General features: G+C 71.8%; 25 protein-coding genes and 1 pseudogene. 21 read left to right on the top strand and 5 right to left on the bottom strand.

Annotated elements, in window-relative coordinates; translation table 11 throughout:
- Positions 1 to 21: 21 nt before the first annotated feature.
- From ABZ321_RS40960 to ABZ321_RS40940, 5 genes are all read left to right on the top strand, one after another.
- Entirely contained in the window at positions 22 to 789 is a 768-nt protein-coding gene (locus tag ABZ321_RS40960; RefSeq protein WP_354901068.1) for a DUF2993 domain-containing protein, read from the top strand.
- A gap of 86 nt (positions 790 to 875) precedes the next feature.
- A complete protein-coding gene (locus ABZ321_RS40955) occupies positions 876 to 983 on the top strand; it encodes an Ms5788A family Cys-rich leader peptide (RefSeq protein ID WP_354901066.1) in 108 nt (35 codons plus the stop codon).
- A 212-nt stretch (positions 984 to 1,195) separates the two neighbouring features.
- On the top strand, positions 1,196 to 2,047 hold the full coding sequence (locus ABZ321_RS40950) for a sulfurtransferase (protein WP_344511509.1): 852 nt from the start codon (positions 1,196 to 1,198) through the stop codon (positions 2,045 to 2,047).
- Positions 2,048 to 2,060: 13 nt separating this feature from the next.
- Complete coding sequence (locus ABZ321_RS40945) at positions 2,061 to 2,372, top strand: DUF1416 domain-containing protein (RefSeq protein WP_344511511.1); 312 nt, start codon at positions 2,061 to 2,063, stop codon at positions 2,370 to 2,372.
- A 92-nt stretch (positions 2,373 to 2,464) separates the two neighbouring features.
- Positions 2,465 to 3,250: a hypothetical protein gene (locus ABZ321_RS40940; RefSeq protein WP_344511513.1), complete on the top strand. Its 786-nt coding sequence runs from the start codon at positions 2,465 to 2,467 to the stop codon at positions 3,248 to 3,250.
- A 3-nt stretch (positions 3,251 to 3,253) separates the two neighbouring features.
- On the opposite strand, the gene ABZ321_RS40935 is transcribed toward ABZ321_RS40940, so the two are convergent.
- Entirely contained in the window at positions 3,254 to 3,628 is a 375-nt protein-coding gene (locus ABZ321_RS40935; RefSeq protein ID WP_344511515.1) for a DsrE family protein, read from the bottom strand.
- 12 nt (positions 3,629 to 3,640) lie between these two features.
- On the opposite strand from ABZ321_RS40935, the gene mtfM reads away from it, so the two are divergent.
- From mtfM to ABZ321_RS40880, 11 genes and pseudogenes are all read left to right on the top strand, one after another.
- Positions 3,641 to 3,745 (top strand): small membrane protein MtfM, encoded by a 105-nt coding sequence (gene mtfM / locus ABZ321_RS40930; RefSeq protein ID WP_033363477.1) that lies wholly within the window; start codon positions 3,641 to 3,643, stop codon positions 3,743 to 3,745.
- The gene (locus ABZ321_RS40925) at positions 3,742 to 4,326 is read left to right on the top strand and encodes an FABP family protein (RefSeq protein ID WP_344511517.1); all 585 of its coding nucleotides are present in this window, start codon (positions 3,742 to 3,744) and stop codon (positions 4,324 to 4,326) included. Before mtfM ends, ABZ321_RS40925 begins: the two co-directional genes overlap by 4 nt.
- 22 nt (positions 4,327 to 4,348) lie before the next feature.
- Entirely contained in the window at positions 4,349 to 4,774 is a 426-nt protein-coding gene (locus tag ABZ321_RS40920; RefSeq protein ID WP_344511519.1) for a transcriptional repressor, read from the top strand.
- Positions 4,775 to 4,778: 4 nt separating this feature from the next.
- Complete coding sequence (locus ABZ321_RS40915; RefSeq protein ID WP_354901063.1) at positions 4,779 to 5,840, top strand: glycine cleavage T C-terminal barrel domain-containing protein; 1,062 nt, start codon at positions 4,779 to 4,781, stop codon at positions 5,838 to 5,840.
- Between the two features lie 8 nt (positions 5,841 to 5,848).
- The gene (locus ABZ321_RS40910; protein ID WP_344511523.1) at positions 5,849 to 6,682 is read left to right on the top strand and encodes a 3-keto-5-aminohexanoate cleavage protein; all 834 of its coding nucleotides are present in this window, start codon (positions 5,849 to 5,851) and stop codon (positions 6,680 to 6,682) included.
- Entirely contained in the window at positions 6,679 to 7,626 is a 948-nt protein-coding gene (locus ABZ321_RS40905; RefSeq protein ID WP_354901061.1) for an asparaginase, read from the top strand. The genes ABZ321_RS40910 and ABZ321_RS40905 overlap by 4 nt, the downstream gene beginning before the upstream one ends.
- 69 nt (positions 7,627 to 7,695) lie before the next feature.
- Positions 7,696 to 8,049 (top strand): annotated as a pseudogene (locus ABZ321_RS40900) (helix-turn-helix transcriptional regulator); the annotation flags it as partial.
- Positions 8,050 to 8,105: 56 nt separating this feature from the next.
- Entirely contained in the window at positions 8,106 to 8,594 is a 489-nt protein-coding gene (locus tag ABZ321_RS40895; RefSeq protein ID WP_344511527.1) for a hypothetical protein, read from the top strand.
- A 68-nt stretch (positions 8,595 to 8,662) separates the two neighbouring features.
- Positions 8,663 to 8,989: a DUF2516 family protein gene (locus tag ABZ321_RS40890; RefSeq protein WP_344511528.1), complete on the top strand. Its 327-nt coding sequence runs from the start codon at positions 8,663 to 8,665 to the stop codon at positions 8,987 to 8,989.
- Between the two features lie 277 nt (positions 8,990 to 9,266).
- A complete protein-coding gene (locus ABZ321_RS40885) occupies positions 9,267 to 10,184 on the top strand; it encodes an alpha/beta hydrolase (RefSeq protein WP_344511629.1) in 918 nt (305 codons plus the stop codon).
- 132 nt (positions 10,185 to 10,316) lie between these two features.
- Complete coding sequence (locus ABZ321_RS40880; RefSeq protein WP_354901059.1) at positions 10,317 to 11,054, top strand: alanyl-tRNA editing protein; 738 nt, start codon at positions 10,317 to 10,319, stop codon at positions 11,052 to 11,054.
- Between the two features lie 589 nt (positions 11,055 to 11,643).
- Here the strand turns inward: ABZ321_RS40880 and ABZ321_RS40875 are convergent.
- Complete coding sequence (locus tag ABZ321_RS40875) at positions 11,644 to 12,051, bottom strand: GntR family transcriptional regulator (RefSeq protein ID WP_344511532.1); 408 nt, start codon at positions 12,049 to 12,051, stop codon at positions 11,644 to 11,646.
- Between the two features lie 158 nt (positions 12,052 to 12,209).
- Between ABZ321_RS40875 and ABZ321_RS40870 the strand changes: the two genes are divergently transcribed.
- Positions 12,210 to 13,070 carry an EI24 domain-containing protein gene (locus ABZ321_RS40870; protein WP_354901057.1) on the top strand — a complete coding sequence of 287 codons (861 nt, stop codon included), beginning with the start codon at positions 12,210 to 12,212 and terminating at the stop codon, positions 13,068 to 13,070.
- Between the two features lie 1,183 nt (positions 13,071 to 14,253).
- Here the strand turns inward: ABZ321_RS40870 and ABZ321_RS40865 are convergent.
- The gene (locus ABZ321_RS40865; RefSeq protein ID WP_344511536.1) at positions 14,254 to 15,012 is read right to left on the bottom strand and encodes a maleylpyruvate isomerase family mycothiol-dependent enzyme; all 759 of its coding nucleotides are present in this window, start codon (positions 15,010 to 15,012) and stop codon (positions 14,254 to 14,256) included.
- Positions 15,013 to 15,077: 65 nt separating this feature from the next.
- On the opposite strand from ABZ321_RS40865, the gene ABZ321_RS40860 reads away from it, so the two are divergent.
- Positions 15,078 to 16,118: a UDP-N-acetylmuramate dehydrogenase gene (locus tag ABZ321_RS40860; RefSeq protein WP_354901055.1), complete on the top strand. Its 1,041-nt coding sequence runs from the start codon at positions 15,078 to 15,080 to the stop codon at positions 16,116 to 16,118.
- Here ABZ321_RS40860 and ABZ321_RS40855 read toward each other — a convergent pair.
- Positions 16,102 to 16,878, bottom strand: a complete 777-nt coding sequence (locus ABZ321_RS40855) for a class I SAM-dependent methyltransferase (RefSeq protein WP_344511631.1) — start codon at positions 16,876 to 16,878, stop codon at positions 16,102 to 16,104. The two genes, ABZ321_RS40860 and ABZ321_RS40855, sit on opposite strands and share 17 nt — an antisense overlap.
- On the bottom strand, positions 16,878 to 17,633 hold the full coding sequence (locus ABZ321_RS40850; RefSeq protein WP_354901053.1) for an SDR family oxidoreductase: 756 nt from the start codon (positions 17,631 to 17,633) through the stop codon (positions 16,878 to 16,880). Before ABZ321_RS40850 ends, ABZ321_RS40855 begins: the two co-directional genes overlap by 1 nt.
- Positions 17,634 to 17,762: 129 nt before the next feature.
- On the opposite strand from ABZ321_RS40850, the gene mshA reads away from it, so the two are divergent.
- Genes mshA through ABZ321_RS40835 form a run of 3 tightly spaced genes read left to right on the top strand, consistent with a single transcriptional unit; the run spans position 17,763 to position 21,045 of the window.
- Positions 17,763 to 19,079, top strand: coding sequence for a D-inositol-3-phosphate glycosyltransferase (gene mshA / locus ABZ321_RS40845; RefSeq protein WP_354901052.1), 1,317 nt, complete (start codon positions 17,763 to 17,765; stop codon positions 19,077 to 19,079).
- The gene (locus ABZ321_RS40840) at positions 19,076 to 19,567 is read left to right on the top strand and encodes a YbjN domain-containing protein (protein WP_354901050.1); all 492 of its coding nucleotides are present in this window, start codon (positions 19,076 to 19,078) and stop codon (positions 19,565 to 19,567) included. The genes mshA and ABZ321_RS40840 overlap by 4 nt, the downstream gene beginning before the upstream one ends.
- 14 nt (positions 19,568 to 19,581) lie before the next feature.
- Positions 19,582 to 21,045 carry a glycosyltransferase family 39 protein gene (locus ABZ321_RS40835; RefSeq protein ID WP_354901048.1) on the top strand — a complete coding sequence of 488 codons (1,464 nt, stop codon included), beginning with the start codon at positions 19,582 to 19,584 and terminating at the stop codon, positions 21,043 to 21,045.
- The last annotated feature ends 368 nt before the right edge of the window (positions 21,046 to 21,413 follow it).

Below are 21,413 nucleotides of genomic sequence, written 5' to 3'. Positions count from 1 at the left end.
CCGGGGCGCGGAAGGAGAGCTGTGGCGAGCAGAGGTGCCAAGGTCAGCATCGTGCTGGTCGTGCTGGCGGTCATCCTGGTCGGAGTGCTCTTCGTCGCGGACCGGATCGCGGCCAGCACCGCCCGGGACCGCATCACCGACGAGACCCGCAAGCAGCTCGCGGCCAACTCCGTCACCTACGAGGGCGACCCCTCGGTGAAGATCGCCGGCTTCCCGTTCCTCACCCAGGTGCTCGCGGGGGAGTACGAGAAGATCAGCATCGCCCTGAGCAAGCCGCAGATCGACAACGTGAAGCTCGAGACGCTCAACGTCGACGCCAAGGCGGTCAAGGCCGACGCGCGCGACCTGATGAACGGCCGGGGCGAGGTGGTGGCCGGCGAGGTCACCGGCCAGGCCACCATGACCTGGGACAACGTCCGGAAGCTGCTGGAGTTCACCAACCTGCCGCAGGGTGTGGACCCCTCCGCCATCGACGTGAAGGTGGTCAACAACAAGATCGTGATGCGGATCCCGTTCATGTACCAGGGGTTCAAGGTCACGATCATCGCCAACGGCAGCATGGTCGTCGAGTCGGGCAAGGTCCGGCTCAAGCTCGACTCGGTCACCACCGACCAGGGCAACCTGCCGAAGCTCGTCAACGACTTCATCCAGGCCAACAAGAGCCGGCTCCAGGTCACCGTCAAGCTGCCGGGCCTGCCGTACAACCTGGTGATCAACTCCGCGGAGACGACCGACTCGGGCCTGCGCGTCACCGCCTCCGCGAAGGACGTTCCCCTGTCCGAGCAGTGATCAGGTCCCCTTCCGGGCGGTGATCGTGCCCCCTTCCGGGCAGTGATCAGGTCCAACAGGCGGACAGTGACCAAGCGGACCCTGGGATGACACCTCCAGCGGTGCTAGGCTGCCTGACCATGAGCATGCTGCTCACCAGACGGCGCGCGGTCGACCTGTGCCGCGTGGCCACCTGCCTGTGTTGCCGCCCCTAGTGGTGCGGCCCTGCAGCGTGCTCGACTAACGGCTCGAGGCAGCGGCGCCCCAGACCGATGGGTCTGGCGGGCGATTCCCAGTCCGCGGCAGTTCTCAGACCCATCGCCGAAACCGTGATCCGTCCCCTCGGGTCGCGCGCGGCGTGGTGCCCACCCCGACCCGTGTGCCGACTCGACCCACCCCAAAATCGTCCCTGGGAGAGAAAACACTCATGAGTCGCGAGAGCGCACTGGTCACGGCCGACTGGGCCGAGCAGAACATCGGTGCCGACAACGTGGTCTTCGTCGAGGTCGACGAGGACACCGCCGCCTACGACGGCGGCCACATCGCCGGTGCGGTCAAGATCAACTGGAAGACCGAGCTGCAGGACCAGGTCCGCCGGGACTTCGTCAACAAGGAGCAGTTCGAGGCCCTGCTGTCCAGCAAGGGCATCGGCAACGACGACAAGGTCGTCCTCTACGGCGGCAACAACAACTGGTTCGCCGCGTACGCGTACTGGTACTTCAAGCTCTACGGCCACGGCGACGTCAAGCTGCTCGACGGCGGCCGCAAGAAGTGGGAGCTCGACGGGCGCCCGCTGACCAAGGACGAGGTCAGCCGCCCCGCCACGAGCTACGTCGCGGTGCACGACCAGGACCTGTCGATCCGCGCGTTCCGCGACGACGCGGTCAAGGCGATCGGCGTGCAGAACCTCGTCGACGTCCGCTCGCCCGACGAGTTCGCGGGCCGCCTCCTCGCCCCCGCCCACCTCCCGCAGGAGCAGGCGCAGCGCCCGGGCCACATCCCGACCGCCGTGTCCGTGCCGTGGAGCAAGGCGGCCAACGAGGACGGCACCTTCAAGTCCGACGACGACCTGCGCGAGATCTACGCCGCCGCCGGCCTCGACGACAGCAAGGCGACCATCGCCTACTGCCGCATCGGCGAGCGCTCCTCGCACACCTGGTTCGTCCTCAAGGAGATCCTCGGGCACAGCGACGTGCGCAACTACGACGGTTCCTGGACCGAGTACGGCTCCCTTGTCGGTGTCCCCGTCGCCGTCGGCGACGAGCCCGGCAACGCGTGAAAGGCAGAGCATCATGAGTGTTGCTGACAGCTGCGGCGCCCCCGAGCAGAGCGCGCCGATCCCCGCTTCCGTCGACGTCGAGAAGGAAACCGTCATCACGGGCGTCGTGAGCTCCGGCGACGGCCCCGTCGGCGGTGCCTACGTGCGCCTGCTCGACGCGACCGGCGAGTTCACCGCCGAGGTCGTCACCTCGCCGGCCGGGCAGTTCCGGTTCTTCGCCGCGCCCGGCAACTGGACGCTGCGCGCCCTGTCCCGCCAGGGCAACGGCGACGCGAGCCTCGCCGCCGCCCGCGGCATCAACGAGGTCGCGGTCGCGGTCGCCTGACCTTCGCACGCACCGTGCCGCCGCCCTCCGGGCCCAACCCCGGGGGGCGGCGGCATTTGGCGGCACTGTGCTGGACTGCGAGGATTGCCGCCGTGAAACGTCGCTGGATCATCGCCGCAACGGTGGCCTGGGCCCTCGTGGTGGCCGGATTCGCCTACTACTCCTCGCGCCACGGCACGCCGACCTCCCGCGACCAGACCACCATCGCGCAGGGCCTGCCCATCGCCGACCAGGCCCTCGGCCGCATCGCCGCCGCGGTCGACCCGGCCACCTCGGTCCCGGTGCTCGGCGGCTACACGCGCGTCGACCGCAGCTGCCGGGTCACCTCCGCCCGCGAGGGCACCCGCTTCGAGCGGGTGTTGCTGGTGTACGTGAAGAAGGGCACCGAGCCGGACGTCCTCGACCGGATCAAGGCGGCCCTGCCCGCGTCGTACGACGTCCACCTCGTGAGCGGCCCGAGCAGCCACTCGATGACCGCCGACGCCGGTGGGTTCGTCGCGGTGCGCGGCAGCGTCATCCAGCCGGGTCAGCTGCGCTTCACCGCCGACACCGGCTGCCGGGTGCAGGACGCCCCGGTCGAGGAGGCGACCCCGCAGTCACAGACCGCCAACCGCGCGCCCGTCCAGGCCGTCCTCGACACCCTCAAGCAGAGCGCGTCGCAGTGGCGGACCCATCGGGTCACCTGCCCCGGCGGCGGCACCCTGTGGACCGTCGAGGCCGTCACCACCGGCGACGGCGCCGCGTCCCGCACCACGGTCCCGGCCTCCGCGGTCGTCCTCGACGAGCCGAAGCTCTTCGCCTTCCGCGCGGGCGAGGCGGGTGTCGCCCTGCGCGTCGACGGCAGCGAGCTGCACATCACCTCGACGGCGGGCTGTTAGCCCTCAGTACACGAGCGCTTGCGCACCCTCCTCGAGGGCCTCCTCGACGAAGACGGCCGCGCCCGCGATGCGGATGCCGGGGATGACGTCGTCGGGTCCGATGCCGCGCCGGGCGGCGCACTGGGTGCACAGCGTGACCGTGCCGCCCGCCAGCACCGCGTCCAGCAGGTCGGCCAGCGGCGCCGCGTGCGGCAGCTCGAACTGCGCCGCCCGGCCCGGCAGCGCGAACCACGCGGACTCCCCGGTCAGCCAGAGCGAGGTGGCGACGCCGCCGGCGAGGGCGGTCGCGGCCACCGTGAAGGCCTGCGAACAGCGTTCCGGGGCGTCCGAGCCGGCGGTTGTCTTGATGACCAGAGAGCGTGCCATGCCTCGCAGCATAGGATTCGGGGGATGGTTACCGAGATCGGGTTCGTCAGCTTGCTGGTCGCCGGGATGGGCGCCCTCGCAGGCGGGCTGATCTATCTCGCGGTGAGGGTGTCGAGGGGGCGTTGGTGACAGACGAACAGCCGCCATGGGCCGGGTTGGCCCAGGTCGGGGAGTACCCGTACGAGGAGACGCACGACCTGCGGGTCGGCCCGGACCTCCATCCCGCGCTGCTGGGGCTGCTGCCGCTGGTCGGGGTGTGGCGCGGGCGCGGCCAGGGCGACTACCCGACGATCGAGGGCTTCCACTACGCGCAGGAGATCCGCTTCAGCCACGACGGGCGGCCGTTCCTGTTCTACGAGTCGCGTGCCTGGGTGATCGACGTCGACGGCAACCCGATCAAGCCCAGCAACCGGGAGACCGGCTGGTGGCGGCCGGTGCTCGCGGACGGCAAGGCGACCGACGAGGTCGAGGTGCTGCTCAGCCAGCCGACCGGGATCATGGAGCTCTACATCGGCCAGGCCAAGGGCACCACGCAGTGGGACATGGCCACCGACGCGGTGGTCCGCACGTCGACCGCCAAGGAGGTCCGCGGCGCCAAGCGGCTCTACGGGATCGTCGAGGGGGCGCTGCTCTATGCGTTCGACCTCGCCGCCGTCGGCCAGCCGCTCCAGCCGCACCTGTCCGCCCGCCTGGAGCGCGTCGCGGGCTGAGTCGCGCGTTAATCTGAACGTCGTGGGTTTCGATGATCTGGCCGCAGTGCTCCGGTCGCGGGGCCTGCGGCTGACCGCGCCCCGGCAGCTCGTGCTCGAGTCGGTCTACCGGTTGCGCCACGCGACGCCGGACCAGATCCACGCCGACGTCAGCGAGCGCGCCGCCGGGGTCAACATCACCACCGTCTACCGCACGCTGGAGCTGCTCGAGGAGCTCCAGCTGGTGACGCACGCGCACCTGTCGCACGGTGCGCCCACCTACCACCCGCTCGGCGAGCACCAGCACGCCCACCTCGTGTGCCGGGGCTGCGGCGACGTGCAGGAGCTGCCGCCACCCATGCTCGAGGGCCTCGCCGAGGACCTGCGCACCACCCGCGGCTTCCGCCTCGACATCGGCCACGTGGCCCTGTTCGGCGTGTGCGGCAGCTGCGGCTCCAAAGAGGAGTAGCTCCGTGAAGCCAGTTACCGTGGCGTCCATCGATCCCTCATCCGCCGACGGTGCCGCGGTCGCGCACTACGGCGACCCTGCCCGCGAGCAGAAGATCCTCGACACCGGGGCCGGGCTGGTCGACCGCTCGCACCGCGACGTCCTGGCCGTGCCCGGCGCCGACCGGCTGACCTGGCTGCACAGCCTCACCACCCAGCACCTGACCGGCCTGGACCCCATGAGCGGCTCGGAGCTGCTCGTGCTGTCGCCGCACGGGCACGTGGAGCACCACGCGATGCTCGTCGACGACGGCACGGCCACGTGGCTGGACCTGGAGCCGGGGGCCGGTGCGGGCCTGCTGACGTTCCTGTCCCGGATGATCTTCATGATGCGGGTCGAGCCCGCCGACGTGACCGCCGACCGGGCGGTGCTGTCGATCGTCGGCCCGCACACCGACGAGGCCCTGCGGGCGCTCGGCGTCACGCTCGCCGCGCCCGACGTGGTGCCCGTGCCGCCGGCGAAGTTCGCGACCGGGGTGGTGCCGCCCCGGCCGACCGCACGCTACGCGGCGGCCGCGCTGCCGGCGTTCGACGGGCTGGTCCGCCGGGTGGAGGGCGGCGCGGACCTGATCGTGCCGCGGTCCGCGGTGCCCGACCTGGTCGCCGCCGCGCAGCTCCCGCCGGCCGGGATCTGGGCGTACGAGGCGCTGCGGGTCGCGGCGCGGCGCCCCCGGTTCGGCTTCGAGACCGACCACAAGACCCTGCCCGCGGAGGTCGGCTGGACGGCGCACGCCGTGCACCTGGAGAAGGGCTGCTACCGGGGGCAGGAGACGGTCTCCCGGGTGCACCACCTCGGCCGGCCGCCGCGCAAGCTGGTGCTGCTGCACCTGGACGGCATCGCCACCGACGAGCTCCCCGCGCCGCACACCGAGGTCGTCCGGGACGGCCGGGCGGTCGGGTTCGTCGGCACCGCCGCCCGCCACTACGAGCTCGGCCAGATCGCGCTCGCCGTCGTCCGGCAGAACGTCAACGAAGACGGGGGTCAATTGCTGGTGGGCCCGTCCACGGCCGCGATCGACCCGCTGTAGAAAGAGCCATGACAACAACGACGTTGATCACGGTGGCGCCCACCGGCGCCGAATCGAGCAAGGCCGACGTGCCAGCGCTGCCGGTGACCCTGGACGAGCTGGTCACGACCGGCAAGGAGTGCCAGGCGGTGGGCGCCTCGATCATCCACGTGCACCTGCGCGACGACGACGCCCGGCCGACTCTCGACCTCGGCCGGCTGAAGGACGCCGTCGCCGCGCTGCGGGCCGAGACCGACCTCATCGTCCAGCTCTCCAGCGGCGGCGCGGTCACCGACCCGGAGTCCGACCGGCTCCGCGTCCTCGACGCCGGGCCCGACATGGCCTCCTGCACGATGGGCACGGTCAACTTCGGCGACGACGTGTTCCTCAACCGGTGGTCGTTCATCGTCGAGCTGCACACCCGCATGCGTGACCGGGGGATCGTCCCCGAGTACGAGATCTTCGACCTCGGCCAGCTCACCACGCTGCGCCGCCTGCTCGACAAGCACGGGCTGCCCGCCGGCGGGCACGTGCACCTCGACCTGGTCATGGGCGTGCCCGGCGGGATGCCCGCCACCGCCGAGGCCCTGGTCGCCTGCGTGCAGGCGATGCGCGACCTGCCGTCCGGCACCACGTTCTCCGCCACCGGCATCGGCCGCGGCACGCTGCCGGTCCTGCTCGCGTCGCTGTCGGCGGGCGGGCACCTGCGGGTCGGCATGGAGGACACCGTCACCTACGCCAAGGGCGCGCCGGTGGAGAGCAACGCGCAGCTCGTCGCGCGGGCCTCCGCCTTCGCCCGGCTCGCCCAGCGCCCGCCGATGACCCCGTCCGACGCCCGCGCGCTGCTGGGGATCCCGGCATGAGCGATCTGTACCTCGGCGGGGAGCTGCTCGCGGAGGTCGAGCGCAACGGGTTCGTGGAGAGCCGGCACAGCGGGTCCGTCGTCGTCCTGGACGCCGGCGGCGAGGTCACGGCGTGGGCCGGTGACGTGCTCGGCCCGGTCTTCCCGCGCTCGTCCAACAAGCCCATGCAGGCGGTGGGGATGCTGGCGGCCGGCCTCACCGCGACACCGGCGGAGCTGGCGATCATCTCGGCGAGCCATCGTGGACAGCCCGCGCATGTGGCGTCGGTACGAGGTGTGCTCGCCGACCTCCCCGCCTCGGCGCTCGGCTGCCCGCCGGACTACCCGCTGTCCGACGACGCCCGCGACGCCGTGGTCCGGGCGGGCGGGGAGCGGTCGCCGCTGTACATGAACTGCTCCGGCAAGCACGCGGGGATGCTGCGCACCTGCGCCGCCAACGGCTGGCCCCTCGCCGGCTACCTGGACCCGGCGCACCCCGTGCAGGTGGCGATCCGAACCGGCGTCGAGTCCCTCGCCGGTGAGCCGGCCGCGGCGGTCGGCGTCGACGGGTGCGGCGCGCCGCTGCTCGCGGTGTCGCTGCGCGGGCTGGCCGCGGCGTTCCTGCGGCTGGTGTCGGCCCCGTCCGGCTCGCACCCGCGCCTGGTCGCGGACGCCATGCGCGCCCACCCCGACCTGGTCTCCGGCACCGACGCCGACGGGCACGACACGCAGCTCATGCGGGCGTTCCCCACGCTGCTGTCGAAGATCGGGGCCGAGGGCGTGATGGCCGCGGCGGTCCCGGGCGTCGGCGCGGTGGCCCTGAAGATCGACGACGGCGCCGCGCGGCCGCGACTGCCCGTGCTGAGCGCGGGGTTCACGCGTCTCGGCTTCTCCCTGGGTGACTTTTCGGACATGCCGGTCATGGGCGGCGGCGTGCGGGTAGGTTCGGTCCGGACAGTCTGGTGAGCGGCTTCACGCTAGCTGGAGTTAGCAGTTTGCTTGCAACAGTTAGCACGGCGAGCTACGGTCGGTGATGTGACTGAAGAGCCGCGCGACCTGGGTGGGTTCATCCGTGACCTGCGCCGCAACGCGCGCATCTCGCTCCGCCAGCTTGCTGAGCAAGCCGGCGTCAGCAACCCGTACCTCAGTCAGATCGAGCGTGGCCTGCGTAAGCCGAGCGCCGAGGTGCTCGCGCAGCTCGCGAGTGCACTGCGGGTGTCGACCCCGCTGATGTACCTGCGAGCCGGCCTGCTCGAGCGCGAGGGGCACGACGTGCTGGCCGCGATCGCTGCGGACAGTGATCTCACGACGGCCCAGAAACAGTCGCTCACGCAGATCTACGAAACGTTCCGGCGCGAGAACTCGCGCAGCGATGCCGACAGCGCCGCCTCGGGGGCGGGGCGCGACGCCGACCCGGCACCACCGACGAAGTCAGAGGAGTCATCATGACCACCAGCACCACCACCCGGAAGATCCCGACCCCGCTCTATGCCGCCGCAGGCGCCGGTGACCTGGCCTATGAGCAGCTGCGCAAGCTGCCCGCGCAGGTCGCCCAGCTGCGCGCCCGGGTCGAGGAGCTGCGCCCGGCGGTCGCCGAGACCAACCTCCGCGCCGACCTGACCGTGGCCGCCGACCGCCTGCGCAACGCGGCCCGCCGCAACACCACGTCGCTGCTCGCCGGCGCCCAGGTCGCGCAGGACCGCGCGGTCGCCGTGTACACCGAGCTCGTGAACCGCGGCGAGAAGGTCGTCGCCGGCGGCCGGACCGCCGAGGCGAAGATCGAGATCGCGCCGGCCACGAAGACCGTGACCACCGAGGTCGCCGTCACCCCCACCCCGGCCGACATCGCGCCGGCCGTGACGCCCGTCGAGACCGACACGCCGGCCCCCGCGAAGAAGGTCGCGGCGAAGAAGACCGCCGCCGCCAAGAAGTAACGGGAGTTTGTCGGGAGCCCTCCGGACCGTCTCGCACGGTTCGGAGGGCTTCGGAATAAGCTCGGGGGATGGTGACTGCAGTGCCGGTGTTCTACGACAGGGTTGAGCTGTACATCAACCTGGCGGTGTGGGTCTTCTGCCTGGTGCTCGGCGCCGCGGCGTTGCTGCACTGTCTCGTCCAGCGAGCCGACGCGTTCCCGGCCATCGGCACGATGTCCAAGACGGTCTGGCTGGCCATGAACGGTGGCGGCCTGCTGCTCACGGCCCTGGCGCCGCAGCTGCGCATGGGCTACCTCAGCATCTTCCTGCTCATCTCCGCGGGCATCTTCGCCATCTACCTGCTCGACATCAGACCCGCGCTGCGAGACGCGGTCGACGGCCACGGCTCCTGGTGATGGCGGCCGGAATGACGGCTGCCCCGGCGATCGCGCCACTGCCCTGCTCGGCGGTCGCTCCGACGTCCGGCCTGGCGGTTGCGCCGGTATCTGGCTCGGCGGCCTCTCCGACGGCTGTGACGGTGGCTGGGCCGGCGGTTGTGCCGACGCCTGCGGCGGCTGTTGCGCCGGCGGCTGGGCTGGCGGTTGTGACGGCGGCTGCTCCGGCCCGTGCGATGGCGGTCGCAACGGCGCCTGGCTTGGTGGCTTCTCCGACGGCGGTTGTGACGGCGGTCCGCTGATGGACTTCCGCTGGCCGCCGCCGCCCGACGGCAGGCCCGACCGGTTCCGCCCGCCCGTGACGCGCGGGCCGCAGACCGGCCGGCCCACGCTCCCCGCGCCGCCGACCGAGCAGATCGCCACCCCGCACGGCGTCGAGCTGGAGTGGCTCCTCACCGGCGAGGGTGACCCCGTCACGGTCTTCGCGCACGGGCTCGGCAGCGGCATCGCCGAGACCCGCCCCCTGGGCAGCGCCGTCGCCGGCCGCAAGGTCTTCTTCCAGTTCCGCGGCCACGGCCACTCCGCCGCGCCCGGCGGCGTCTGGACCTATGCCGACCTCGCCCGGGACCTGCGCGCCGTCGCCGACCTCTCCGGCGCCACCCGCGCCCTGGGCGTCAGCCTCGGCGCCGGCGCCCTCTGCCGCCTCCTGGCCGACAACCCTGGCCGCTTCGAGCGCGCCGTCTTCTTCCTCCCCGCCGTCCTCGACACGGCACGCCCGGCCGCCGCGCAGGAGCGCCTCACCGCCCTGATCGAGGCGATCGACGCCGGCGACGCCGCCGCCGTGGCCGACGTGCTCTCCATGGAGGTCCCCGCCCAGGTCCGCAACTCGCCACCGGTCTGGGCGTTCCTGCGTCAGCGGCTCGACCAGCTGATGCGCGACGGGCTCGCCGGGGGCCTGGCCAGCCTGCCCGCCCAGGTCGCCGTGCAGGACCGCGCCGACCTCGCCGCGGTCACCGCGAAGTGCCTCGTCATCGGCTCCAGGGGCGACGAGCTGCACCCGGTCACCGTGGCCGAGCAGCTCGCCGAGGCGCTCCCCGACGCAGAGCTGCACGTGTACGACCGCCCCGGCGTCGTCTGGACCCAGCGCGCCGACCTGCGCGCCCGGATCTCCACGTTCCTGAACCTCGGCCCCGACCGAAACTGTCCGAACGGCTGACCCCCGGCACGTATCAGAGTGGCACCCCGGAGCGTCTGTCCTATGGATGACAACTTCGCCACTACTGACCTGAGGGGGATCGGACCATGACTGCGCTGCGCCGCTGGGCCGGACCGACATAGAGTTTCGGACATGGGTGTCACGCAACACGGCAGGACCTCCCGCCTCGACCTCGCCGACCCGACGCTGCGCGAGTGGACGTGCGTCGTCCTGCACTCCGATGCCACCGACGGCATCGTGCTCGACCGCTCAGCCTTCTACCCCGGCGGTGGCGGCCAGCCTCCGGACCACGGCGTGCTGCTGTGGCAGGGGGTACAGACGCGAATCACCGGGACCCGCAAAGGCGACGACCTCTACCTCCAGCCCGCCGAGGGAGACCCGCTCCCGCCCGCCGGCACCGAGGTGATCGGCGCCATCGAGGACGACCGCCGCACCAAGCTCATGCGCACCCACTCCGGCCTGCACGTCCTGGGCGGCGTGGTGTTCCGCGACTTCGGCGCCCTCGTCACCGGCGGCTCCATGGAGCCCGCCGAGGCCCGCATGGACTTCAACCTCCCCGAGGTCCCACCCGACTTCAAGGCCCGGCTCGAGGAGCTCATCAACGCCGAGGTCGCCGCCGACCGCAAGGTCGTCACCAAGGTCCTCGCCCGCGACGAGGCCCTCGCCCTGCCCGACATCATCCGCACCCAGTCCAACCTGATCCCGCCCGACGAGCAGGAGATCCGCATCGTCGACATCGTCGGCCTCGACGCCCAGGCCGACGGCGGCACCCACGTCGCCTCGACCGCCCAGATCGGCCGCCTCCAGGTCGTCAAGGTCGAGAGCAAAGGCAAGGCCAACCGCCGAGTCCGCGTCCGCCTGACCGACTGACGCCCGCTCCCACCACAGCACCCGCCCGCCGCCCTCGTACGCGCCGGCTCGCCTGCTCCGCGCTGACCCGCTTCAGGGTCCGACCCGCGGCAGGTTGGCGCCTGTGGACACGACCTGCTCGCCCCGTGCGTGCTTGCTCCGGCCGCTACTGCTTGCTCGGGGTCTGACCCGCAGCAGCTCGGCGTCCAGGGGTAGGACCGCTCGCCCTGCACTCACTCGCTCGGGGCACGCTCGCCCAAGGCCTGCCAATTGGCCCCGCTTGCCTGGTCCGCGCTCGCCCGCTGCAGGGTCCGACCTGCGCAGGTTGGCTCTCGCGGACAGGACCTGCTCGCCCTGCGCCCGCTCGCTCACGGCCTGCTCGCCGTGGGCCTCCTGATCGGCTCCGGGTCTGCTCGGCTCCTGCGTCCGCTCGTTCGCGGCTGCTTACCTCAGGGGCGGCTCGCAGCAGGTCGGCTCCCGCAGGCAGGACCTGCTCGCCCTGCGCCCGCTCGCCGTGGCCTCCTGCTCGGCTCCGGGCCTGCTCGGCTCCGGGCCTGCTCGGCTCCGGGCCTGCTCGGCTCCTGCGTCCGCTTGTTCGCGGCTGCTTACCTCAGGGGGCGGCTCGCAGCAGGTTGGCTCCCGCGGGCAGGATCAGCTTCTCGCCGCCGGCCCTGGTCACCTCGAGAATCGGCTCGCCCGGATCGATGCCCAGGTCGCGTCGCTCCGGATCGGTCGGCATCCGCCCGATCACCTCGTCGCCGGCTCGCAGCTCCACGACCTCCCGCTGCAGCGCGGGCCGCACCATGGTCCGCGCGCCCCGGGCCGACACGACGAGCCCCTCCTGCCGCAGCACCGCCACCGCGTTGCGAACGGCGGGCCGGCCCAGCTCGTACTCCTGCATCAGGCTGCTCTCCGACGGCACGAACGCCCCCGGCGCCAGCTCTCCCGCCCGAATCTGCTCACGCAGCAGGTCCGCCAGCTGCTGGTACAACGGCCGATCCGAACTCCGGTCGATCATGCCCCAACGGTAGATAACCCCATGATCTTGTCCGCTTGCCGTCCTATGCGTACATGGCCCCACCATCATCCCACCGCAACGCACGAGTCGGCAAACTGGCCTCCTCCGTATCTGGGGCTTGCTGTCGGGGCGGTCCCTGGGTCGTGAAAGATGACGGAGTGGCGCAGCTGAAGACGATGTGGGACGAGTTCGCCGAGGGGGCGAGACTGCTTGGGCGGGGGTTCTCGCTGTACAGCCGAAGCCCCCGCCTCCTGCTCCTCGGGCTGATCCCGGCAGTCATCTCCTTCCTGTTGCTGGCGACCGCCTGGTTCTTCCTGCTCTGGTTCATCCGCGACCTGGCCGCGACCGTCACCTGGTTCGCCGACGACTGGGGGTCGCCGTGGCGGGGCGTGATCAGGTTCGGCGCCGGCGCGGGCATCGTCATCGTGTCCGCCCTGGTGTCGGTCCTCACGTACACGGCGCTGACCCTGCTCATCGGCGACCCGTTCTACGAGGTCATCTCCGAACGCGTCGAGGACCACCACGGCGGCGCGCCGGGGCTGCCCGACCTGCCGTGGCACCGCACGTTCTTCAAGAACGCCGCCGACTCCATCAGGCTCATCCTGCTGGGCATCGTCGTCTCGGTCCCGCTGTTCCTGCTCGGCTTCGTCCCGGTCCTGGGCCAGACGGTCATCCCGGTCCTCGACGTCGTGGTCGGCGGCTGGCTGCTCGCCGTGGAGCTGACCGGCGTCCCGTTCAACCGCCGCGGCCTGCGCCTGAAGGACCGCCGCGCCATGCTCCGCGCCAACCGCCCGCTCGCGCTCGGCTTCGGCATGCCGGTCTTCGTGATGCTGCTGATCCCCTTCGCCGCGGTCCTGGTCGTCCCCGCCGCCGTTGCCGGCAGCACCCTGCTGACCCGCAGGCTCTTCGGCCTTCCGACCGACAAGCCGTCCGCCGCCCTCGGCAAGCCCCCGCTCGTCCGAGCCCCGGAAACTGTCGTACCTGGCGGGCATGATGTGGGAGTAGCCGGCCGGTTGTGACCTGACCCGCTTCCGACCGGGGGGAGTGAGGATGCATGACGGTTTGTGACTATCAAGCGGCATTCGGCGCGGTCTGCGCCGCCGTCTGACCTGAACGCCGACGGTTGGCAGGCAACCGTGTCTGTCAGGTCTTCGGAGGTTCGCCCGCGTTCGGGTCCTGAGATACGGCGTGGCCAGGCGCCCGGCGCGACAGGGGAGGCGCCCGGTTCCGCGGTCGCTGCTGCGGCGGGAAGCGTCGGGGTTCGTGCGGCAGAGCTTGGGCGAGCCAGAAACCGTCCACCGGCTCCGCCGCCACGTCAACGATGGCGCCAACGCGACCGGCCAACGCGACGGGTCACCCGCCTTGGCTCGCGAAGGCAGGCTTGAGCGTTGCGCCCGGCACGGAGGACAGGCCACCGCACCGCTGGGTGACGGCCGGGCGGGCAGCGGCGAGCCCCGCCACGCGGTGAGCTCGGCATGCGGTGAGCTCGGCATGCGGTGAGCTCGGCATGCGGTGAGCTCGGCATGCGGTGACCTCGGCATGCGGTGACCTCGGCATGCGGTGACCTCGGCGACCATCACCGCCACCATGGCCACGCTCGCCGTCACGCGGCGACCGGTCACGGCGACCGGTCGCACGTGTCCGGGCGTGCCGCCGACCAAGGCTGCCATCGGGTCGGGCGGCCCATGTCACCGGGCGGGGTGTGCCATCGGGTCGGGTGTGCCACCGAGCGGCGGCGGTGACCTGGGGGCGGCTGGCCGGGAGTCTGGTCCGGTGTTGGTGAGTGCTGCTGCTGGTTGGGCGTGCCGCCAAGGCGGGCCTGTCGCTGAGGGGGCGTGCCATAGGTCCGTGTGGGCGCATTACCGGACGGGCAGGACACGGCGACGACCATGCTGCCGGCAGGCGATCCGGCTCCCAGCGAGCGTCCACATCGCGGGTTTCCGGCGCGGACCCCACCGCAGGTCCTTGAGGGGAGCTCGTGTGTGGAGCACTCGGTGCGGACTTCCGGCGTGGACCCTCATTGCGGGGCGTTTGAAGCGGACTTCCGGGCGAACCCGGCCGACGCGGAACCCCCCCCATCGCAGGTTTCCGGCGGGAACCTGCGCCGCGAAACCCGCTGCTGACCCCGGCTTGACGCCGCTCGGTGTGGAGCCAGTGACGCAGACCTTCGGTGCGGACTGGTCCCTGGCTCGGTAACGGGGGTCAGCCGGTGCGGAGGCCTTCCAGGAGGGTGGTGTCGCCGCTGACGAGGAGGGTGTCGAAGGCTACGCGGCCGAAGAGGGCCAGGACCAGGTCGCTGGCGGGGCCGCTGGCGGTGGCGCGTTCGTGGTGGTCGTCGGTGTCGAGGAGGGTGTCGGTGTCGAGGAGGGCGACGCCCGCGCCGCGGAGGCGGACGTACCAGACCTGGTCGACGTCGGTGGCGTGGAGGGCGATCATGCCGGCGCGGTTGGTGGGGCCGGAGCGGCGGCCGGCGGGGAGCCAGGTGTCGAGGACCTCGGTGACGCCGTCGCTGGCGAGGCGGGGCTCGATGGGCTCGCTGAGGCCCGCGGCCATCTGGGCGTCCCAGCGGTGGATGGCGGTCTCGTGCGCCATGCGGCGGTGCCAGAAGCCGGCCTTCTTCGCCTGCGGGGCCCAGTTGTAGGCGGGCAGGTCGGGTTCCAGGGCGTCGAGGGTGGCGAGGAGCTCGGTGAAGGCGTCGGTCCACGCGACCGCCGGGTCGACGTCCGCCGGGAGCGGGGTGTCGGGGCGCGGGTCGGGGCGGTCGGTGACGCCGCGGGGGGCGATGGCGTTGACCCACACATAGATCTGGGTGAGGTGCCAGGCCAGGTCGCGCAGCTGCCAGCCGGGGCAGGTGGGGACGGCGGCGTCGAGGGGGACGGTGCCGAGCGCGGCGCGGAAGGCGTCGCCTTCGGCGCGCAGCGCGGTGAGCCAGAACTCCTTGGTGAGCTGAGGCTTGCTCATCGGCGATCCCTCTCCCGGTCCGGACGCTGCAGCTCCAACATTAGGGCACGCCTTACTCTGGTGCGGTGCCCGAAGCAGCCGCGTCCGCGCCCAGCCTCGCCGACCTGACCACTCTGCGCCTCGGTGGCCCCGCCGGGGAACTGGTGGAGGTGACCTCGGAGGAGGAGGCGGTCACCGCGGTACGAACCGGAAAACCGGTGCTCGTCCTCGCCGGAGGCAGCAACGTCGTGATCGCTGACGAGGGGTTTCCGGGCACCGTGGTGCTTTTGCGGCAGCGCGGGATCCACGTGCAGGAAGAGGGCGGGAGCGTCCGGCTGACCGTCCAGGCGGGGCAGCCGTGGGACGAGGTCGCGGCGGCGGCGGTCGCCAACGGCTGGGCGGGGATCGAGTCGCTGTCGGGCATCCCGGGGTCGGCGGGCGCCACCCCGATCCAGAACGTCGGGGCGTACGGGCAGGAGGTCGCCGAGACGATCACCGCCGTCCGGGCGTACGACCGAACCCGCGACGAGATCGTCACGCTGCCGAGGGACGCGTGCGGCTTCGCGTACAGGACGAGCGTCTTCAAGCACAACGAGCGGTTCGTGGTCCTGTCGGTGACGTTCGAGCTGGCGGTGTCGCCGCTGTCGACGCCGATCCGGTATGCGGAGCTGGCCAGGACGCTCGGCGTGCAGGCAGGGGAGTCGGCGCCGCTCGCCGACGTGCGCGAGACGGTGCTGAAGCTGCGCGCCGGCAAAGGGATGGTCCTGGACCCGTCGGACCGTGACACGTTCTCGGTGGGCTCGTTCTTCACGAACCCGGTGGTGGCGGCGGACGCGGTGGAGCACGTGCGCCGGGCCGCCGGCGAGCCGCCCGCCTGGCCGGCGCCCGACGGGATGGTCAAGCTCAGCGCGGCGTGGCTCATCGAGCGGGCCGGGTTCGGCAAGGGCTACGGCGACCCGGCCAGCGGCGTGGCGCTGTCGGGCAAGCACACCCTCGCCCTGACGAACCGGGGCACCGGCACGACCGCCGCGCTGCTCGGGCTGGCGCGCGCGATCCAGCACGGGGTCCAGGAGAAGTTCGGCGTGCGGCTGCACCCCGAGCCGGTCCTCGTCAACTGCTCTCTGTAGCGAGGCAACTGTAGGGGACCGTCATCTCGCCCAGGCGCCAGCGGGCGGGGCGGTCCAGGACGGGCCAGCCGGCGTCCCGGGTGGCCTCGACCGCGCGCCGCCAGCGCTGGCGCGGCCCGAAGGCCGACAGCGGCGCCGCCGCGCGCCAGGCGGTGTCCAGTGTGGACAGCAGCGCGTGGATCGGCTGCCCGGGCACGTTGTGGTGGATGAGGCACTTCGGCAGCCGCTCGGCCAGGGTCGCCGGGGTGTCCAACGTGGACAGGCGGCTGGCGAGGGTCAGGGTCCGCGGCACGCCGCCGGTGACGGTCACCCAGGACGCCAGCCGGCCGAGCTCGTCGCAGGTGCCCTCCACCAGGACCGCCCCGGTCGCGGTCATCGCGGCCCACGCGGCGGGGACGGCCTCCAGGTCGTACTGGCGCAGCACGTTGAACGCCCGGACCACGGTCGGCGCGAGCCCCGCCAGCTCGAAGCCGCCCCGGCGGAACTCCAGGAACGGCGGGTCGGCGAACGGCTGCGCGACCGCGACCCGCTCCGGGTCGATCTCCAGGCCGACCACCCGGACCGGCGGGCCCGGCAGGTCGAGCAGGCGGCGGCGCAGCTCCAGGGTGGTGACGGGCGAGGCGCCGTACCCGAGGTCGACGACGAGCGGCGCGTCGGCGCGGGCCAGCACCGGGCCGAGCGTCACCGCGATCCAGTTGTCGACCCGCCGCAGCCGGTTGGGATTGGTGGTCCCGCGCGTGATCGCGCCGAGGACACGCATCACGTCACCCGGTGCACCTTGTGCTGGGCGGCCTGGGCGAGCGGGCGGACCACGAGCCGGTCGATGTTGACGTGGTGCGGCCGGGTCGCGGTCCACGCGACGCAGTCGGCGATGTCCTCGGCGACCAGCGGGTCCGCCACGCCCTTGTAGACGGCGGCGGCCTTCTCCGAATCGCCCTCGAACCGCTTGAGGGCGAACTCGTCGGTCTTCACCATGCCGGGATCGATCTCCACGACGCGGATCGGGCGGCCGTTCAGCTCCAGCCGCAGGGTCTCCGCGACCGCCGTCTGGGCGTGCTTCGCCGCCGTGTAGCCGCCGCCGCCCTCGTACACGATGAGACCAGCCGTGGAGGAGATCACGACGATCGTCGCCCGGCCCGAGGCGGACAGCAGCGGCAGGAGCGCCTTGGTGACCCGGACCGTGCCCAGCACGTTGACCTCGAACATCCACTGCCAGTCGCTGAGGTCGGCCTCCTCGACGGTCTCCGCGCCGATGGCCCCGCCGGCGTTGTTGACCAGCAGCTCCACGGGCGCGCCCAACGCGGCGACTGTGTCGACAAGTCGTGAAATGTCTGCATCCGACGTGATGTCGGCCACAACCACGGTTGCCGACGGCAGCGAGTCCACCAACGCGGAGAGCAGCTCGGCGCGCCGGGCAACGGCCACCACGTGAAAGCCCTCGGCGGCCAGACGGCGGGCGGTAGCTGCGCCGATACCGCTGGAAGCGCCGGTCACAACGGCAACAGGAGAAGACATGCCGACCATCCTTCCGCATGCACCGCGAACCGCAGTGATGAACGCAACGGTGGGTAGACGGCCGCCCGCGAGGGAACATGGACGGTTGGGAAGATGTAACCGTCCGGCAACAGATGAAGGAGCACCGACGTGGCGCGGGTCGACTCGCTGCACAGGCACACCCCGCAGTCCCGTCGCTCTCTCCCGCGGAGGGTCGCGACGCTGTCCGTGCACACGTCCCCGCTCGACCAGCCGGGCACCGGCGACGCCGGCGGCATGAACGTGTACATCGTCGAGGTCGCCGAGCGCCTGGCCCGGGCCGGCGTCGAGGTCGAGGTCTTCACCAGGGCGACGTGCAGCGAGCTGCCGCCGGTGGTGGAGATGGCGCCGGGCGTGCTCGTGCGGCACGTCATCGCCGGCCCGTTCGAGGGCCTGGCCAAGGAGGACCTGCCGGCGCAGCTGTGCGCGTTCACCAACGGGGTCCTGCGCGCCGAGGCGTCGCAGGCGCCCGGTTGGTACGACCTCGTCCACTCCCACTACTGGCTGTCCGGTCAGGTCGGCTGGCTGGCGAAGGACCGGTGGGGCGTCCCGCTGGTGCACACCGCCCACACGCTCGCCAAGGTGAAGAACCAGCTGCTCGCCGACGGCGACAAGCCCGAGCCGATGGCCCGCGTCATCGGCGAGGAGCAGGTCGTCGCCGCGGCCGACGGCCTGGTGGCCAACACCCCGGCCGAGGCCGCCGACCTGATCGAGCTGTACGCCGCCGACCCCCGCCGGGTCAGCGTGGTGCCGCCCGGCGTGGACCTGGAGACGTTCACCCCCGGCGACGGCAGGAACAGGCAGAAGTTCGGCCTCCCCGAGGACGCCCTGGTGGTCGCGTTCGTCGGGCGGATCCAGCCGCTGAAGGCGCCCGACGTGCTGCTGCGCGCCGCCGCCGAGCTGCGCGCCCGCGACCCGGAGCTGGGCGCGAAGCTGGTCGTCGCCGTCTGCGGCGGCCCCAGCGGCTCGGGCCTGGACCGGCCGACCGCGCTCATGGACCTCGCCGCCGAGCTGGGCATCGCCGACTGCGTGCGGTTCCTCGCCCCGCAGCCGCGCGAGGACCTCGCCGAGCTGTTCCGCGCCGTCGACCTGGTCGCCGTGCCGAGCTACAACGAGTCGTTCGGTCTGGTCGCGATCGAGGCGCAGGCATGTGGCACACCGGTCGTCGCGGCGGCCGTCGGCGGGCTGGTGACCGCCGTCCGTGACGGGGTCTCCGGGGTGCTGGTCGACACGCACCGCCCGGAGGACTGGGCCGCCGTCCTCGGCGACCTGCTGGCCCACCCGGCGAGGCGCCGGGAGCTCTCGGAAGGCGCCGTCCGGCACGCCCACGAGTTCTCGTGGAGCCACACCGCGAGCGGCCTGCTCGCCGCGTACCGCGACGCCCTCACCACGCACCGCGACACCGAGCTGCTGGCGGCGATGTCATGAGAGAGACGGTGAGCCAGCTGATCGAGCGGGTCTGCGACGAGCGCGAGATCGCCTGGGAGAAGACCGGCGACAACGCCTACGTGGCGGTCCTACCCGGCACCCACAAGCAGAAGACCAACTGCAACCTCATCGTCGGCGAGCACACGCTGCGCGTCGAGGCGTTCGTGATGCGCCACCCGGACGAGAACCGCGAGGAGCTGTGGCAGTGGCTCCTGCAGCGCAATTCGCGCATGTACGGCGTCGCGTTCAGCGTCGACACGGTCGGTGACGTGTACCTGATGGGCCGGCTGCCGCTGCACGCGGTGACCGAGGAGGAGCTCGACCGGCTGCTCGGCGCGGTGCTGACCTACGCCGACGAGAGCTTCGACCCGATGCTGGAGATCGGCTTCGGCTCCGCGATCCGCCGCGAGTGGGAGTGGCGCGTCAAGCGCGGCGAGCCCCTCGACAATCTCAAGGCATTCACGGCCTTCGTGGAGCGTACGAGCTAGCTTACTCTGAGCCGGTGATCGAACGGGCGCCGCTCGCTTGGAGACCTGTCGGTGCGGTGGCGGCCACGGCCGCCGTCGCGCTCCTGCTGACGATCAACCGCTATGACTACCACCGTGACGAGCTGTACTTCCGCATGCTCGGCGACCGTCCGAGCTGGGGCTACGTCGACCAGCCGCCGTTCACGCCGCTGCTGATCCGGCTGTGCGCCGAGGTCTTCGGCGACTCGGCGTGGGCGATCCGGCTACCCGGCGTGCTGTTCCTGCCCGCCGCCGTCTTCCTGCTCGCCCTCATCGCCCGCGAGGCCGGCGGCGGCGCGGTCGCGCAGACCCTCGCCGGGACCGGCGCGCTGACCACGTTCGCCCTGGTGTCCACGCACCTGACCCTGACCACCGGGCCGGACCTGCTGGTCTGGCTCGGGGTCGTCCTGTGCGTCATGCGGGCGTCGTTGCGGGAGCTGCCACGGTACTGGCTGGCCGCCGGGCTGGTCACCGGGCTCGCGCTGTACAACAAACACCTGGTCATCCTGCTGCTGCTCACGTTCGCGGCGGGGCTGCTGGTCGCCGGGCCGCGCAAGGTCCTGCTGTCGCCGTGGCTGTGGGCCGGCGCCGGCATCGCGCTCGTCGTCGGGCTGCCCAACCTGCTGTACCAGATCGCCAACGGCTTCCCGCAGCTCGACATGGCCGCGGCCCTGGCCGAGAACAAGGGCGACGAGGCCAGGATCACCCTGATCCCGCTGCAGCTGGCGTGGCTGGGCCCGTTCTTCGTGCCGGTGTGGGTCGCCGGCATCGTGACGCTCCTGCGAAACCCGGCGCTGCGCCCGATCCGGGCGCTCGGGGTGGCGTACCCGCTGATGCTGGTGCTCCTGTTCGTGATCGCCGGCCAGCCGTACTACACGGTCGGACTGCTGTCGGCGCTGTTCGCGATCGGCGCCGTGCCCGTCGCGCGGCGCGTGACCCGCCGCTGGATCCTGGTCGCCGGCGCCGCGGTCAACGTGGGCTTCGCGATCCTGATGTCGCTGCCGGTGCTGCCGGTCGGCGTCGTGGGCGGGACGCCGATCCCCGCGATCAACCAGGGCATCTCCGACCAGGTCGGCTGGCGCCGGTACGTGCGGCAGGTCGCCGACGTGTACGAGGCCCTCCCGGCGCAGGACAAGCCGCACACGGTGCTCGTGACCGGCAACTACGGCGAGGCCGGCGCCCTGGACCGCTACGGCAGGGCCCTCGGCCTGCCGGATGTCTACAGTGGACAGAATGAGCTGCACCGGCTCGGCCCGCCGCCGGAGTCCGCGACCGTCGTCGTGCTCGTGACACAGGGTGACCCGAGCCGCTCGCCGGCGTTCGTATCATGCGAGTTCAAGGCGAATCTGGACAATGGTTACGGCGTGGAGAACGAAGAGCAAACAGCTCGCGTCTTCGTGTGCCGGGGGCTGAGGGGCACCTGGGCCGACCTGTGGCCGGGCTTCCAGCACTTCGATTGATTTCAATTATTTCAAGTGTGTGAGGGAGCCGACAGTCCCGTTACTTGTCGCTGCAATTCCTCGCCGCGTACCGTCAATCACGGATACCGGCGATTCCTGAAGTTGGGGAGCGACGGGGGTGTTTCTGGGCCTTCACGGGCCCACTCGCAGTGGTCTGTCCGGGCGGGGCGACCACTGCAACCGGCGGCACCGCGCGGTCGAAAGACCGCAGCAGAGCGGGTGGTCGTGGACTGGGGGTGCACGCCACCCGCTGCCGCCGGTACGAGTTTTCAGGACTGGGCATCGGCCCCAAACTTAAGTCCGGCGTAAAGACGCACAAAGTCGCAGAGCCGTAGTTTCTCTCGCATGCGGATGCGCGGTGCTCTCGC

The sequence above is a fragment of the Dactylosporangium sp. NPDC006015 genome (assembly GCF_040614215.1).
GTDB lineage: Bacteria > Actinomycetota > Actinomycetes > Mycobacteriales > Micromonosporaceae > Dactylosporangium > Dactylosporangium maewongense.
Note: the sequence above shows the minus strand (reverse complement) of the source record. Positions and strands in the feature narration are given on the sequence as shown.

Excerpts from the sequence above, each read along its gene's own strand:
- ABZ321_RS40955 (WP_354901066.1), top strand. The coding sequence starts at position 876 with ATGACACCTCCAGCGGTGCTAGGCTGCCTGACCATGAGCATGCTGCTC.
- mtfM (WP_033363477.1), top strand. The coding sequence starts at position 3,641 with ATGGTTACCGAGATCGGGTTCGTCAGCTTGCTGGTCGCCGGGATGGGC.
- ABZ321_RS40840 (WP_354901050.1), top strand. The coding sequence starts at position 19,076 with ATGAGAGAGACGGTGAGCCAGCTGATCGAGCGGGTCTGCGACGAGCGC.
- ABZ321_RS40895 (WP_344511527.1), top strand. The coding sequence starts at position 8,106 with ATGACCACCAGCACCACCACCCGGAAGATCCCGACCCCGCTCTATGCC.
- ABZ321_RS40935 (WP_344511515.1), bottom strand. The coding sequence starts at position 3,628 with ATGCTGCGAGGCATGGCACGCTCTCTGGTCATCAAGACAACCGCCGGC.
- ABZ321_RS40855 (WP_344511631.1), bottom strand. The coding sequence starts at position 16,878 with ATGCGTGTCCTCGGCGCGATCACGCGCGGGACCACCAATCCCAACCGG.
- ABZ321_RS40865 (WP_344511536.1), bottom strand. The coding sequence starts at position 15,012 with ATGAGCAAGCCTCAGCTCACCAAGGAGTTCTGGCTCACCGCGCTGCGC.
- ABZ321_RS40950 (WP_344511509.1), top strand. The coding sequence starts at position 1,196 with ATGAGTCGCGAGAGCGCACTGGTCACGGCCGACTGGGCCGAGCAGAAC.
- ABZ321_RS40905 (WP_354901061.1), top strand. The coding sequence starts at position 6,679 with ATGAGCGATCTGTACCTCGGCGGGGAGCTGCTCGCGGAGGTCGAGCGC.
- ABZ321_RS40850 (WP_354901053.1), bottom strand. The coding sequence starts at position 17,633 with ATGTCTTCTCCTGTTGCCGTTGTGACCGGCGCTTCCAGCGGTATCGGC.
- ABZ321_RS40875 (WP_344511532.1), bottom strand. The coding sequence starts at position 12,051 with ATGATCGACCGGAGTTCGGATCGGCCGTTGTACCAGCAGCTGGCGGAC.
- ABZ321_RS40945 (WP_344511511.1), top strand. The coding sequence starts at position 2,061 with ATGAGTGTTGCTGACAGCTGCGGCGCCCCCGAGCAGAGCGCGCCGATC.
- ABZ321_RS40910 (WP_344511523.1), top strand. The coding sequence starts at position 5,849 with ATGACAACAACGACGTTGATCACGGTGGCGCCCACCGGCGCCGAATCG.
- ABZ321_RS40890 (WP_344511528.1), top strand. The coding sequence starts at position 8,663 with ATGGTGACTGCAGTGCCGGTGTTCTACGACAGGGTTGAGCTGTACATC.
- ABZ321_RS40880 (WP_354901059.1), top strand. The coding sequence starts at position 10,317 with ATGGGTGTCACGCAACACGGCAGGACCTCCCGCCTCGACCTCGCCGAC.